Source organism: Sinomonas terrae (genome assembly GCF_022539255.1).
In the GTDB taxonomy this organism is placed as follows: domain Bacteria; phylum Actinomycetota; class Actinomycetes; order Actinomycetales; family Micrococcaceae; genus Sinomonas; species Sinomonas terrae.
This window is the reverse complement of record NZ_JAKZBV010000001.1, coordinates 387,920-399,882: the sequence shown is the minus strand read 5'-3', so window position 1 is coordinate 399,882 and position 11,963 is coordinate 387,920. Positions and strand designations below refer to the sequence as shown.

At 68.2% G+C, this 11,963-nt stretch carries 16 protein-coding genes; 8 read left to right on the top strand and 8 right to left on the bottom strand.

Annotated features, from left to right (window positions below; translation table 11 throughout):
- The first annotated feature begins 252 nt into the window (after positions 1-252).
- Complete coding sequence (locus tag L0M17_RS01925; protein WP_241050722.1) at positions 253-624, top strand: helix-turn-helix domain-containing protein; 372 nt, start codon at positions 253-255, stop codon at positions 622-624.
- 15 nt (positions 625-639) lie between these two features.
- Here the strand turns inward: L0M17_RS01925 and L0M17_RS01920 are convergent, their stop codons facing one another.
- The gene (locus L0M17_RS01920) at positions 640-1,836 is read right to left on the bottom strand and encodes a PucR family transcriptional regulator (protein ID WP_241050720.1); all 1,197 of its coding nucleotides are present in this window, start codon (positions 1,834-1,836) and stop codon (positions 640-642) included.
- A gap of 224 nt (positions 1,837-2,060) precedes the next feature.
- Between L0M17_RS01920 and ald the strand changes: the two genes are divergently transcribed.
- Positions 2,061-3,179 (top strand): alanine dehydrogenase, encoded by a 1,119-nt coding sequence (gene ald, locus L0M17_RS01915; RefSeq protein WP_241050718.1) that lies wholly within the window; start codon positions 2,061-2,063, stop codon positions 3,177-3,179.
- A 132-nt stretch (positions 3,180-3,311) separates the two neighbouring features.
- Here ald and L0M17_RS01910 read toward each other — a convergent pair whose 3' ends face one another.
- Both L0M17_RS01910 and L0M17_RS01905 read right to left on the bottom strand, forming a co-directional pair.
- Entirely contained in the window at positions 3,312-4,034 is a 723-nt protein-coding gene (locus L0M17_RS01910; RefSeq protein WP_241050716.1) for an ANTAR domain-containing protein, read from the bottom strand.
- Positions 4,035-4,046: 12 nt separating this feature from the next.
- Positions 4,047-4,823: a sigma-70 family RNA polymerase sigma factor gene (locus tag L0M17_RS01905; protein ID WP_241050714.1), complete on the bottom strand. Its 777-nt coding sequence runs from the start codon at positions 4,821-4,823 to the stop codon at positions 4,047-4,049.
- 191 nt (positions 4,824-5,014) lie between these two features.
- On the opposite strand from L0M17_RS01905, the gene L0M17_RS01900 reads away from it, so the two are divergent.
- On the top strand, positions 5,015-5,197 hold the full coding sequence (locus L0M17_RS01900) for a CsbD family protein (RefSeq protein ID WP_043125983.1): 183 nt from the start codon (positions 5,015-5,017) through the stop codon (positions 5,195-5,197).
- A gap of 175 nt (positions 5,198-5,372) precedes the next feature.
- Entirely contained in the window at positions 5,373-5,501 is a 129-nt protein-coding gene (locus L0M17_RS22115) for a hypothetical protein (protein WP_255731702.1), read from the top strand.
- Between the two features lie 65 nt (positions 5,502-5,566).
- On the opposite strand, the gene L0M17_RS01895 is transcribed toward L0M17_RS22115, so the two are convergent.
- Positions 5,567-6,028, bottom strand: a complete 462-nt coding sequence (locus L0M17_RS01895) for an SRPBCC family protein (protein ID WP_241050712.1) — start codon at positions 6,026-6,028, stop codon at positions 5,567-5,569.
- Positions 6,029-6,159: 131 nt separating this feature from the next.
- On the opposite strand from L0M17_RS01895, the gene L0M17_RS01890 reads away from it, so the two are divergent.
- Positions 6,160-7,455: an aminotransferase-like domain-containing protein gene (locus L0M17_RS01890; protein ID WP_372497978.1), complete on the top strand. Its 1,296-nt coding sequence runs from the start codon at positions 6,160-6,162 to the stop codon at positions 7,453-7,455.
- 22 nt (positions 7,456-7,477) lie between these two features.
- On the opposite strand, the gene L0M17_RS01885 is transcribed toward L0M17_RS01890, so the two are convergent.
- The gene (locus L0M17_RS01885) at positions 7,478-8,209 is read right to left on the bottom strand and encodes an NUDIX hydrolase (RefSeq protein WP_241050708.1); all 732 of its coding nucleotides are present in this window, start codon (positions 8,207-8,209) and stop codon (positions 7,478-7,480) included.
- Between the two features lie 34 nt (positions 8,210-8,243).
- Between L0M17_RS01885 and L0M17_RS01880 the strand changes: the two genes are divergently transcribed.
- Both L0M17_RS01880 and L0M17_RS01875 read left to right on the top strand, forming a co-directional pair.
- Positions 8,244-8,519: a YciI family protein gene (locus tag L0M17_RS01880; protein ID WP_241050706.1), complete on the top strand. Its 276-nt coding sequence runs from the start codon at positions 8,244-8,246 to the stop codon at positions 8,517-8,519.
- Between the two features lie 70 nt (positions 8,520-8,589).
- On the top strand, positions 8,590-8,901 hold the full coding sequence (locus tag L0M17_RS01875) for a putative quinol monooxygenase (protein ID WP_241050704.1): 312 nt from the start codon (positions 8,590-8,592) through the stop codon (positions 8,899-8,901).
- Positions 8,902-8,975: 74 nt separating this feature from the next.
- On the opposite strand, the gene L0M17_RS01870 is transcribed toward L0M17_RS01875, so the two are convergent.
- The 3 genes from L0M17_RS01870 to L0M17_RS01860 form a co-directional block, all read right to left on the bottom strand.
- Positions 8,976-9,317, bottom strand: a complete 342-nt coding sequence (locus tag L0M17_RS01870; protein WP_241050702.1) for an STAS domain-containing protein — start codon at positions 9,315-9,317, stop codon at positions 8,976-8,978.
- Positions 9,318-9,394: 77 nt separating this feature from the next.
- On the bottom strand, positions 9,395-10,294 hold the full coding sequence (locus L0M17_RS01865) for an aldose 1-epimerase family protein (protein WP_241050701.1): 900 nt from the start codon (positions 10,292-10,294) through the stop codon (positions 9,395-9,397).
- A gap of 1 nt (position 10,295) precedes the next feature.
- Positions 10,296-11,219: a D-isomer specific 2-hydroxyacid dehydrogenase family protein gene (locus tag L0M17_RS01860; protein WP_241050699.1), complete on the bottom strand. Its 924-nt coding sequence runs from the start codon at positions 11,217-11,219 to the stop codon at positions 10,296-10,298.
- A gap of 50 nt (positions 11,220-11,269) precedes the next feature.
- On the opposite strand from L0M17_RS01860, the gene L0M17_RS01855 reads away from it, so the two are divergent.
- Positions 11,270-11,743, top strand: coding sequence for a 2'-5' RNA ligase family protein (locus L0M17_RS01855; protein ID WP_241050697.1), 474 nt, complete (start codon positions 11,270-11,272; stop codon positions 11,741-11,743).
- The last annotated feature ends 220 nt before the right edge of the window (positions 11,744-11,963 follow it).

Here is an 11,963-nt window from a genome sequence, read left to right as displayed (position 1 = left end):
GCGGTGAACCGGCGGAACTGGATCGGGGAAGGGGGCTGGCCGCAAAGGAGGGGGTGGCCACCCCCGAAAGTCCGGCCAACCGGCGGAACTGGATCGGGGAAGGGGGTCCGCCGCAAAGACGCCGCCATCCACCTCCCCCGACCACAGGCCACCGCCACCCGATAGCCAAAGACGCCGACCGCCACCCCAGCCGCTGACCGTCGCCAGCCCCCGCCACCCGACCGCCACCCACCGGCGGCTACGCTGACGTTCATGAGCCGCTTCGCCCCGCGCACCGCGCCTGCCCTCGACCCCGCCGACGCAGCAGCGCTCGCGCGCTCACTCGGCGCTGGCGACGTCACGGTCTTTGCCGACGGCACCGCCTACCGCCTGCCGGACGCAGCGCGGGACGCAGTCCTGGACCTCCTCGCCCGGCTGGCCCGCGGGGAATCGGTGACGGTCAGCAGCGCGGAAGAGGTACTGACCGTCGCGCAGGCCGCCGAGCTCGCGGGCATCAGCCACAGCTACGTCCGCAAGCTCACGGATCAGGGGGTATGGCCGGTCGAGTATCGAGGGACTCACCGGCGCATCCGGCGCGAGGACGTCCTCGCGTGGGTCGCGGGCCAGAAGGGCGCAACCGACTAGGCAGCTCAGGCCGTCCTAGATCCGCGGCCGCCCAGCCCAGCGCCGCGCCTTCAGGGCGAGGTGCAGCTCCTGGCGGACGCGGCCGCCGAGGGGGTCGGCGCCGAGGAGCTTCCGAACCCGGGCCACCCGGTGGTAGACGGTCGAACGGTGAATGTGGAGCCGGTCCGCCACGATCTGGACGGCGCCGTCGCTGTCGTACAGCTGCTCGAGTACCGGCAGCAGCTCCCCGTCACGGTCCTCCTCGGCAAGCAGATCGGCGAATACGCTCGACGGCTCCGATGCGACCGAGCCCATGAGCTGGTAGACGCCGACCGAGCGCACGTCGACGAGCTCGCCGAGCGCAGGGTCGACGGCGGCGGCCTGAGCTGCGACCTTGGCCTGGACGTACGCGTCGGGAAGCGCGCGCAGGCTCGTGAACGGCTCGCTGATCCCCACGAGCACGCGCCCCGCGGGCCTCCCCGAGCGCTTCGCGAGCTCTCGCTCGTAGTGGGTCAGGACGGCGGCGTGGTTGGCGCGGCCGGTCGAGTGCATAAAGAGGACGACGGCGTGCGTCTCGGTCCCAGCGGTGAAGAGCGCCGGGTCGATGCCCGCGGTGGCGAGCATGGCGGCGGTGCTCGTGGCGACGACGGCGGCCTGCGGATCCTCGGGGTCGGCACCGTCCGGGTCAAGCAGCGTGACCACCTGCCACGGCGCATGCCCATGGACTTCGCGCCAGCCCGCGATCTCGGCCTGCGCGGACTTCTCCCCCGACGCCGCGGCGAGGAACCGCGACTCGCGCTGGCGACGGTGGGCAGACGCCGCAGTGTTCGAGTCCAGCAGGAGCGCCGCGATGAGCTCGATCTCAAGGCGGACGCTCGGCAGGGCGGCGAGGATCGCCGTCGCACTTTCCTCGTCTGGCTCCTGCTGCACCCAGAGGTAGCCAACGCGGAACCCGCGGACCAGGAGCGGCACGCACACCCTCCCGTACATGCCGAGGTCCGGGTTCGGCGGCACTGTGACGGGCCGGACCGCCGTCGCGATCCCGTGTGAGAGCTGCCAGGCGCTGACGTCAGCGGGCACGCGCTTGCTGAGCAGGAAGTTCACGCGCACGGGGTCGGCGTGGGCTTGGTTCGAGGAGTACGCGACGAGCAGCCCGTCGAGGTCCTCGACGGAGAGTCCTCTCCCGAGTGTTGTGGCGGCCTTTTCGACGAGTTCCTCGACCCCTTCACGCATGCCCTCCAGCATACGGGGAACACCCCACACGCGGGGACAATTGCCGCCCCTAGCTGCAACAGATGTCGAACGCACGACGGCAAGATCCCCGGAATTCCGCGGAAGTCGCCTTCCCAGGCATCGCCTGACCGGTGTTGCCTAGCTCACACCATGCCTACGCTGGATACACCGCGGAAGAAACCTCTCACACGGCCCCCGCAAGGCCCCGAAGTACGGAGACGAAAGTGATCATCGGAGTCCCCAAGGAGATCAAGAACAACGAGTTCCGGGTGGCCATCACGGCCGCTGGCGTGCACGAGTTCGTGTCGCACGGTCACACTGTCCTCGTCGAGGGCGGCGCAGGGCTCGGTTCTGGGATCGCCGACGACGAGTACCGCGTGGCCGGCGCCGAGATCGTCGAGGACGCAGCGGACGTCTGGGCGCGCTCCAACATGGTCATGAAGGTCAAGGAGCCGATCGCCTCCGAATACCACCACTTCCGCCAGGGCCTCATCCTGTTCACGTACCTCCACCTCGCAGCCGAGCCCGCGCTCACCCGGGCGCTCATCGACTCGGGCGTCACCGCCATCGCGTACGAGACGGTGCAGGAGGGCCGCGCGCTCCCGCTCCTCGCACCCATGTCCGAAGTGGCAGGCCGCCTTTCGGTCCAGGTCGGGGCACAGTCGCTCCTCGCGCCGAACGGCGGCAAGGGAGTGCTCCTCGGGGGTGTGCCCGGTGTGCGCCCGGCGAAGGTCGTCGTGCTCGGGGCCGGCGTCGCCGGGACCAACGCCGCCGTGGTCGCGATGGGCCTCGGAGCGGACGTCACGATCCTCGACATCAACATCGCGCGGCTCCAGGAGATCGACGCCCTGTACAACGGGCGCATCAAGACCGTCGCCTCGAACAAGTACGAGATCGAGAAGTCGCTCGTCGAGGCGGATCTCGTGATCGGCTCGGTGCTCATCCCGGGCGCGAAGGCCCCCAAGCTCGTCTCGAACGAGCTCGTCTCCCGCATGAAGCCGGGTTCTGTGCTGGTCGACATTGCGATCGATCAGGGCGGCTGCTTCGAGGACTCCCGCCCGACGACGCACCAGGACCCGACTTTCACGGTCCACCACTCGATCTTCTACTGCGTCGCGAACATGCCCGGCGCGGTCCCGAACACGTCGACGTACGCACTCACGAACGTGACGCTGCGGTACGCGGTCCTGTTGGCCGACCTCGGCGTCGAGAAGGCGTTCGAGAAGAACGCGGCCCTTGCCGCGGGCCTGAACGTCGCGGGCGGCTGCGTGACGAACCGTTCCGTCTCGGAGGCGCACGGCCTTCCGCTCGCCGCCGACTGGCACGGTCTCGTCTCGGCCTGATCCGGATCTAGCCGCGCCGGATTTGGCATCTCCGGATCTCGCCGCGCCGGGCCCGCTGCGCGTCGCGTAGCGGGCCTCGGCGTATCTGGAGTTCGGCATATCTGGAGTTCGCCATATCTGGAGTTCGCCGCGCTAGGCCTCGAACTTCGTCGTCACGTCTCCGCCCCCGACCTTTCGGGCGAGTTCGCGGGCGATGTCCTGGAGCTTCTCGTTCCTCGCGTTCGAGGCGCGGCGCAGAACCTCGAAGGCCTCCTCCGAGGTGCAGCCGTTCTGCCCCATGATGATGCCGATGGCGATGTCGATCACCGTTCTGTTCTCCATTGCCTTCGCCCGATTCGCCGCGAGCTCACGCTGCTCTTGATACCTCGCGGCGAGGTGGAGCGACCAGTTCAGTTGGTTGCGCGCACCGCCTGCGAGGCCGATGAGTCGCCTGCTCGGCCCGCGGGAAAGGCGGCCCATGAGCACCATGGCGCCGCGGCCGGCGTGGTCCGCATCGACTGGCATGACGATGAGCGACAACGGTCGGACGAACCCCGGCCAAGGCATGCGCCCGCTTTCGGCACGCTCGACGACGGTCCGCCCGTCCGCGAGCGCGCTGTAGAGCGCCTCGTTGCGCGATTCAACCCAGTACGTCAGCAGGCGCGCCGCCTCGGCCGTGCTTCCGGAGACGACCGTCTTGTGCTTCGGCCGCTCCACGACGATGCCGCACTGAAGATCTGGTGCGTGCTTGGAGAGCCAGCGGGCCGTCGAAGCGGCGAGCTCATCCATGACTTCTTGGAGGTCGTCGTGGGTGACAAGGACGTTCTTGAGCTCATTTCCCAGCGGGCCGCTCGACGGCGACTCCTCCATGATCATGCGGTGGCCTCCTCACCAGCTGTCCTGCTCCTCAGGCTGGACTTCCGACGGCGGCCCGTCAAGACGCGGTTCCTTGCCGAGACGTTCCCGGAGGCGCTGCAGGACCTTCCGGAGCAGCCGGGAGACTTGCATCTGGCTTACGCCGAGCTCCCCAGCGATTTCCTTCTGGCTCATCTCCCGGACGAACCGAAGGTGGAGCAGTTGCCGTTCCCTGGCAGAGACGTCCTGAAGAATGTTCTCGACCATGACGCGAAGCTCGGCCTCGCGGAAGCCGGGATCCAGGACGCCCATCTCGGGGGCGCCGTCGTCCTCCTCGCCGCCCGCAAGCGGATGCGGCACGAGCGCCGCGTCTGCGACCACCGCCTCGGCGACCTCAGCGAGGGTGAGGTCAAGATGCTCGGCGATCTCCGCCGTCGTCGGCTCGCGGCCAAGAGCCTGCTCAAGGTCCACACGCGCACCGTTGACCCGCAAGCGAAGCTCCTGAATACCGCGAGGCGGCCTGACCACCCAGGAATAGTCCCGCACGTAATGCCGGATCTCACCGAGAATCGTCGGGACGGCGAAGCTCACGAACTCGCCCTCACCCGCGTCATAGCGGCTGGCCGCACTGAGGAGCCCGAGCCGCGCCACCTGGACCAGATCGGCGAGGTCATGGCCGCGCACTGCATGCCGACGGGCGAGGGAATCGGCAAGGCCGAGGTGCCGGAGGACGAGCTCAGCTCGGTCGGCAGCTGTCAGGTCGGGCGCACATTCGGGGCCCGGGCCGTCCTCGGCTCGGGTTGAGGGCATATCGGCATAACTCCGTAGGAAGGGAGGGGTGCCGCTGCTCGACTCTTCAGACTAGGCAGACCGACTAGTCTGTTCAAACTCAGACGCGCTTCCCGCGCCATGTTTGGACCTATCCCGGATTGGGGAACAGAGTGGCACATCCGCGAAGGCGGAAGCTGTCAGACCGACAACTCCCGACGGAAGGAGCAGCAATGGGTGCCGACGACAAGATCGAGAACAAGGCCGAAGAGCTCAAGGGCAAGGCCAAGGAAGCGACCGGCAAGGTAACCGGAAACGACAGCCTCGAGGCCGAAGGCCACGGCGATCAGGCCAAGGCAGGCCTCAAGCAGGCTGGCGAACATGTGAAGGACTCCTTCAAGGGCAAGGACGACTGAGCCCTTTCGCAGAGAAACCGCCGTTGGCGCCTTCGGGTGCCAGCGGCGGTTCTTTCATGCGCGCGGCTTCTCACCGGGACTGGTTCTCTCCTCGCCATGGCCCCCGCCGCGGGACGCGCCTAGGCTGGATGCGGGGGAACAAACGACAAAAGGACAGAATCGAGGCGACGCTGAGATGTCACGCATCGAAGGCGACGAAGACCGCATCCACACCGAGGCTCCGGCTGAGGGCGACGACGAACTGGACGCCACGGAGATCCGTGCCCATTCGGAGGACCCGGCCGAGGGCGCCGACGACGAGTAGGCCCTAGGCGGGCGAGTGCCCGACCGAGTGGGCCCGACACAGACAGGCAGACGCAGGCCGCCGAGCTAACGCGGTGCCGCGATCTGGGAGAGACGCGCGAGGCCCTTCTCGAAGTCCTTCCCGACCATCTTGTCCAGGTTCATGAACGGGGCAAATAGTTTCGCGGCGCCCCGGACCTCGCCTGCGAGCGACCACGTCACGCGCGTCCCTCCCGACTGCGGCTCGAACGTGAAGCCCGTCGGGCTGAGGGACTTGAACGGCTTGAGGAACTCGAGCCGGATCCGGATGCTCCTAGGCTCGACGGACTCCACGATCTCCATCCGGCCGGAGCCGGCCTTGCGGTTGCCCATCCACGCGTACTGCGCGCCTGGCCCCTCCTCGGGCCCGGTGTAGACGCGTTCCATCTGCGGGTCGAGGTCCTCCCACGGCGACCACGCGGTCCATCTGCGGAAGCTGTTCACGTGCCGGAAGACCTGATCGGGCGGGGCGGGGATGAAGGCGCTGCGCGTGACGGTGTAGGCAGACATACCTGAATGGTAGGCATGAGAGTGTGACCTGCGCCGCATCTAGGTCACTTCGGATGTTGAGCAGACCCCTCGAGAAGTGATTGCGAACAACAAAGGGTGCATATTCGGAAACCTCGCGTTACCCTATGTGGGTGACATCACAGGACACCACCGTGGAACTGACCGCCGAAACCCAGACAGCGCTCGAGCGTGCCGAAGCTAGCCATCGCCACGAAGCGCTGTACTCGGAGCGCGCGCACAACATCAAGCAGTCGGCCGTCCGCGATGTCTTCGACATCTCCATCCGCCCGGGCCTCATCTCCCTCGCCGGAGGCTCCCCGAGCCTGTCCAAACTGCCCGTGGACCTTGTCGCGGAGACCGCGTCCCGTGTCATTCGCGAGCACGGGATGACGGCCCTGCACTACGGCGGAGGCAAGGGCACCGAAGAGCTCCGCGAGCTCATCTGCGGGATCATGGCCGAAGAGGGGATCCTCGGCGCCTCGCCGGAGGACGTCGTCGTCACCACGGGCTCACAGTCCGCCCAGGACATTGCAGCGAAGGTCTTCTGCAACCCCGGCGACGTGGTGCTTGTCGAGGACCCCACTTATGTGGGCGCGCTCAACACCTTCGAGGCGTACCAAGTCCAGGTCGAGCCGATCTTCATGGACGAGAACGGCCTCATCCCCGAGCATCTCGAGAGCCGCATCGCCGCGCTCGAGGCCGAGGGCAAGCGCATCAAGCTCCTCTACACGATCCCGAGCTTCAACAATCCCTCGGGCATCACGCTCGCGGCCGAGCGCCGCCAGCGCGTCGTCGACATCTGCCGCGACCACAACATCCTCGTCCTCGAGGACAACCCCTACGGCATGCTCCGCTTCGACGGCCATCCCCTTACGCCCCTGCGCGCCGACAACCCGGACGACGTCATCTACTGCGGATCGTTCTCCAAGATCTTCTCCCCGGGCGTGCGCCTCGGCTGGGCCCTCGTTCCGCGGCACCTCTACCGCCGCTTCTACCTCGCCGCGGAGGCCGTCGTCCTCTGCCCGTCGACGCTCACGCAGCTCATCGTCACCGAGTTCTTCCGCGTCTTCGACTGGCGCTCCTACCTCGCCGAATCCCGAAGCGACTACGCGGAGCGCTGCGCGGCAATGCTCGAGGCGCTCTCCGAGTACTTCCCCGCCGAGGCCACATGGACGACGCCGGAGGGCGGCTTCTTCGTGTGGGTCACCCTCCCGGAGGGGATCGACACATACCCCCTCCTCTATCAGGCGATCGACGCCGGCGTCGTCTTCATCCCGGGAGCCGCCTTCACGCCGTCGGACGAGCCCAGCAGCAAGCTCAGGCTCGCGTTCAGCGGGGTCGCGCCAGAGCAGATCCACGAGGGCGTCCGCCGCCTCGCTCCCGTGATCTGCGCGGCCGTGGAAGCTCAGGCGGCGAAGTCAAACTGAGGCTTCAAGGGCCACCTCCCGGTCAGTCGCGACGCTCGTAGTCCCATGGCAACGTGCCGATCCGCAGCCGATGGCGCGCCGGCCCCTGAGCGGCCTCATTGCCGTATTGGGCGTCCCCGGCCCAGAGGACGGCCTCAATCCGGCCGTCCTCGGCGTACAGCTGAAGGCTCTCGAAGAGCTCGGGCTCGCGTGAGGCAGCATCCGCGATCGCGAGGGCGGACGCCTCGGCCCCCAGCAGACCATGGAGGGTCACCCAGGTCGGCGGGAACAGGGTCATCTCCCCCGCTGCGTGGCGGGCGAGGGCGACGGCGGGGGCGATCCACACGAACGCCATGTGCTCGCCGACGTTGAGCACGACGTCGCCCCCCGGGTCGGCCGCGAGGAAGAACCACGTGCGCAGCCGCTTCTTCGCCTCCTGCGGCGGCACCCAGCAGGAGAGGTCAACGATTGCCTCCTCCTGCAGTTCAAGGCCCGTCTCCTCGAACGTCTCGCGAACGGCAGCACGGCGGGCGGCGATGGGCGCAGGCTGCGGCGAGGTGCCGCCGTCGTCGGGCAGCGCATCCTCGGGAAGCGCGTCCTCGGGAAGCGCGTCCTCGGGGTCAACACGCCCGCCCGGAAACGCCCACGCGCCCGCGAACGAGCCGCGCCCCGGACGCTCGAGCAGCAGGACTTCGACCCAGGTCTCCCCTGCGGGTCCGGAGGCGTCGCGGAGGATGACGACGGTCGCGGCGTCACCCACGATGTTCTGAGGCATGCCTCCCAGTATCCCGCGCTTATAGGATCGATTCATGGAGTTCGTGGTCCTCTATGACATCCGACCGGGCGCCGACGTCTCGCGTCTGCCCCAGGTCTTTCCGCGGCACAAGGCGTATTACGAGGCGTTCCACGCGGCGGGCGGGGGTGTAAAGGCCCTCGGGACGTTCGAGAATCCGGTGGTCAACGGGTCGATGGGCCTGTTCACCTCCCGGGAGGACGCCGAACGCTTCGTCACGAGCGATCCGTTCGTCACCGAGGGGCTCGCGTCGCCGCGCATCCTCGCGTGGGACCCTGTCCGATTCGACTGATCCCCCACGATTCGACGGACCACCCACACGTTCACCAACCAGTCCCAGCACATACCTGAGAAGGAGCAACATGCCTGTCGTCGTCACCGCCATCTTCCACCCCGCGGAGGGCAAGAAGGATCAGCTGATCGAGGCACTCCAAGCCACCATGCCCGCCGTGCACGAGGAGGACGGCTGCCTCCTCTATGCCATCCATGACGCTCAGGACGGCACGGTCACCATGATCGAAAAGTGGAGCTCAGCGGAGGCCCTTGAAGCCCACTCGAAGGGCTCGGCGGTCGAGGCGCTCGGAAAGGCCGTCGACCCGTTCATCTCGCAGCCCACCACAGTCACCACCATGACGCCGATTGCTGCAGGCAACGCCGAGCGCGGTCTGCTCTAAGCAGGTCCGGGCCTATCAGATCCCGGCCCATCAGACCCGGGCCTAACGCGGCCGAGGAGCAGGGCGGCGGCGGGCTACGGCTCCTCTGTAGAGGTCGCGGCGGAATTGGCGCCGTTCGGGGCGAGGACCTTGTCCATGCTGGTCCTCGTCAGGACGGCGCCAACCCCTTCGCTGATTTGGCCCAGTCGCAGATCGCCTCCGGCCTCGCGGGCGACTTTGAGACAGCCGACGATCGCGCCGAGCCCGGAGGAATCCATGAACTCCGTCTCGCGCATGTTGAGGACGAGGAGACGGTGGCCCTGGGCGATCGCGTCCGCGACTGCGCTCTTGAGATGGCCGACGCCGGTCATGGTCAGGCGGCCCTTGACCACGATCTCGGAGTAACCCTCATGTTCTTCGACCGAGACCGCAATCATTTCGGTTCCTCCCAGCTAGCCCCCATCGGCATCGCTATCCAGTATGCACCGCGTTGATGCGCCTGCGCGGGGAGTCGTCAGAGGGCATAGATCCTCCACCTTGCGGTGTGCTCGGCGCCCGGTTCGAGGCGGATGACGTCGGTGCCTGAGTTGAAGGCATCCGGCGGGCAGGTCATGGGCTCGACCGCGAGGCCGAGGCGATTCGGCGCGGGCGGTTTCTTGTCCGCGGTGTGGATCTGGAGCCACGTGCAGCTGCGATCCCACTCCATCCCGACGCCGGTGCCCCGCTCGACGTCCCGCACTGCTACTCGAGCGGTCCCGTCGGGCTCGAAGTCGATTGCGGTGAAGGCGTGATCGATCTCGGTGGCCCCGATGGGGCGCGGCTTCCGGAAGTCGAACTCGTGCCCCTCCACGCTCCGCTCCCCCAACGGCAGGAGGCGGTCAGGAGTGACTTCGAGGAACCGCTCGGCCGGGACCTCGAGTTCCCATGCGTCCAGAGGCGATTCACCCGCCACAAGATAAGGGTGGGGGCACACGCCGTAGGGGGCCGCGGCGTCGCCCGTGTTGGCTGCCCGCACCGCCCAGGCGAGCCCGTCCTCGCCCTCCAGTGAATACGTCGCCTCAAGCCGAAGGGACGAGGGGTAGCGGCCATCACCCGCGATTTCAGCGGCGAGCGTCACGGAATGCTCGTCCTCGGCGACGAGGTCCCAGTCGAGAGGGAACGCGAGGCCGTGCAGGGCGCACGCCCGCTCCGTCTCGTTCGCCTCGACCCGGAAGGCTACGCCGTCGAAGGTGTAGCGGCCGTCCTCGATACGGTTGGGCCAAGGCGCCGCGACGACCCCGCGATAGTCCGGAATAGGGCCGCCCTCGGGAAAGGGAACCACGAGATCGCGGCCTTGGTACGTCAGCTTTCGCAGGGCGGCGGCGCGTGCAGTCACGACGGCGGTGTAACCGCCCGAGCGGATGGTGTACTCCACCTCAGTACCCCGCCGCCGAGTCCACGACGCCCTCGAGTGGAAGTCCCATCGCGAGATGCCGCACGTTGATCTCGACCCGCTCGCCGAGGAGAGGGCGGATCATCTCGATAGTGTCGGCAGTGTGCGGGGTGATGATCGCCCGCGGCTCGTCCCACAGGGGGTGGCCATCGGGCAGCGGCTCCGGGTCTGTCACGTCGAGTCCCGCCCCGAGGAGGCGCCCCTCGGCGAGCTCGGCCACGAGCGCGTCGGTGTCGATGAGACCGCCTCGCGCGATGTTGACGAGCACCGAGCCGGGCTTCATCGCCGCGAGCTCCGCCTCTCCGATGAGCTTCGACGTCCCGGGCGTGAGCGCGGCGGCCACGACCACGACGTCGGCCTCCGGGAGCAGCTCGGCGAGGTGGTCCGCCGTCGTCGTGCGCCGCGCGCCGGGAACGGGCGCCTCGGTGCGGCGGACGATGTCGACCTCCATGTCGAACGCAGAGAAGAGCCGCAGAAGCTCGAGCCCGATCCCTCCCGCACCGATGACGAGGGCGGTGAGGCCGTGCAGCGACGTCCCTGCCGACTTGCCCCAGCTCCGCGCGTTGATGCGCTCGGGAAGGTGCCGGAACAGCGCGAGCGTGAGGGCGAGCGCATGCTCGGCAACCGGCTTCGCGTAGGCCCCCTTTGCACTCGTCCAGATCTTGTCGGGGTGCGTGGCGAGCGAGTGCGCGTAGGACTCGATGCCGGCCGAGGGCAGCTGGACCCAGCGGATCGAGGGCGTCGAGTCGAGGATGCCTTGGAGGGCTCGCTTGTCGTTGCCGTGGTCGAGGACCAGCCCCTCCGGCTGTTCGTTGAGGCCGACGACGGCGCCGCCTCCCCCCGCGATGGCGTCGATCAGGAAGGGCAGCGGCTCGCCATGGATCGCGATGCGGGGTGTCGTGGTCATATTGCTCAGCCTAGCGACCACCTCCGACATTCCGACCGTAGGATCGGGAGGTGCACCGCTTCGCCGTCGTCCTCCCCCTGGCCCCCATGGAGGTGGGCGAGCGGTACGCCGTGCGCAATTGGCCGCTGCACATCACTGTTGCCCCTGTCTTCTCGACCGATGCGACGACCCCGATGCTCGCCTCCCGGATGAGTGAGGTCGCCTCCGCGCACGCGGTGATCGACGTCGTCGTCGGCGGCAACGAACTCTTCGGGCCCCGACACGACACCCCGGCCGCCCTGGTTGACTCCCCTGCGATCCGCCTCCTGCACGACGCCCTCCTCGATGCCCTCGCCCCGCTCGGCGCCTCCTTCGATTCGCCTCACTACGCCGGCGAGGGCTTCCGGCCGCACATCACGACGACGACGCGTGGAGCGGCCGAGGAGAGCGTCCGGCTGCGCCTCACCCAACTCGCGCTCGTCGACATGGAGCCAGGTCCCGGGCCGGGCCGGCCACAGGTCGTAGCCGTGGCGCCGCTCCTCTAGGCGCGTGGCTCGTCTAGGCGCGTGGGCTCGCTGCCGAGCTTCGTGCATCGCGCGCTGCGCGTACTGCTGTGCGAGTTCAGGGTCGAAGTCACGCGGACCTTTGAAACGGCTGGCGAGGTGTACGCAGCCGAAACACCGGGTGGCGAGGCCGTCGTGGCAGTAGGGCGCCAGCCCGGGATCGACCCCGCAGTCGCCCGGCCTCGGCGCCCGCCTTATTTTG

Bases quoted from the DNA above. Each gene is read 5' to 3' on its own strand.
- L0M17_RS01895 (WP_241050712.1), bottom strand. From the start codon at position 6,028: ATGTCTGCCTACACCGTCACGCGCAGCGCCTTCATCCCCGCCCCGCCC.
- L0M17_RS01875 (WP_241050704.1), top strand. From the start codon at position 8,590: ATGCCTGTCGTCGTCACCGCCATCTTCCACCCCGCGGAGGGCAAGAAG.
- L0M17_RS01910 (WP_241050716.1), bottom strand. From the start codon at position 4,034: ATGATCATGGAGGAGTCGCCGTCGAGCGGCCCGCTGGGAAATGAGCTC.
- L0M17_RS01900 (WP_043125983.1), top strand. From the start codon at position 5,015: ATGGGTGCCGACGACAAGATCGAGAACAAGGCCGAAGAGCTCAAGGGC.
- L0M17_RS01920 (WP_241050720.1), bottom strand. From the start codon at position 1,836: ATGCGTGAAGGGGTCGAGGAACTCGTCGAAAAGGCCGCCACAACACTC.
- L0M17_RS01860 (WP_241050699.1), bottom strand. From the start codon at position 11,219: ATGACCACGACACCCCGCATCGCGATCCATGGCGAGCCGCTGCCCTTC.
- L0M17_RS01925 (WP_241050722.1), top strand. From the start codon at position 253: ATGAGCCGCTTCGCCCCGCGCACCGCGCCTGCCCTCGACCCCGCCGAC.
- L0M17_RS01885 (WP_241050708.1), bottom strand. From the start codon at position 8,209: ATGCCTCAGAACATCGTGGGTGACGCCGCGACCGTCGTCATCCTCCGC.
- L0M17_RS01905 (WP_241050714.1), bottom strand. From the start codon at position 4,823: ATGCCCTCAACCCGAGCCGAGGACGGCCCGGGCCCCGAATGTGCGCCC.
- L0M17_RS22115 (WP_255731702.1), top strand. From the start codon at position 5,373: ATGTCACGCATCGAAGGCGACGAAGACCGCATCCACACCGAGGCTCCG.
- L0M17_RS01880 (WP_241050706.1), top strand. From the start codon at position 8,244: ATGGAGTTCGTGGTCCTCTATGACATCCGACCGGGCGCCGACGTCTCG.
- L0M17_RS01870 (WP_241050702.1), bottom strand. From the start codon at position 9,317: ATGATTGCGGTCTCGGTCGAAGAACATGAGGGTTACTCCGAGATCGTG.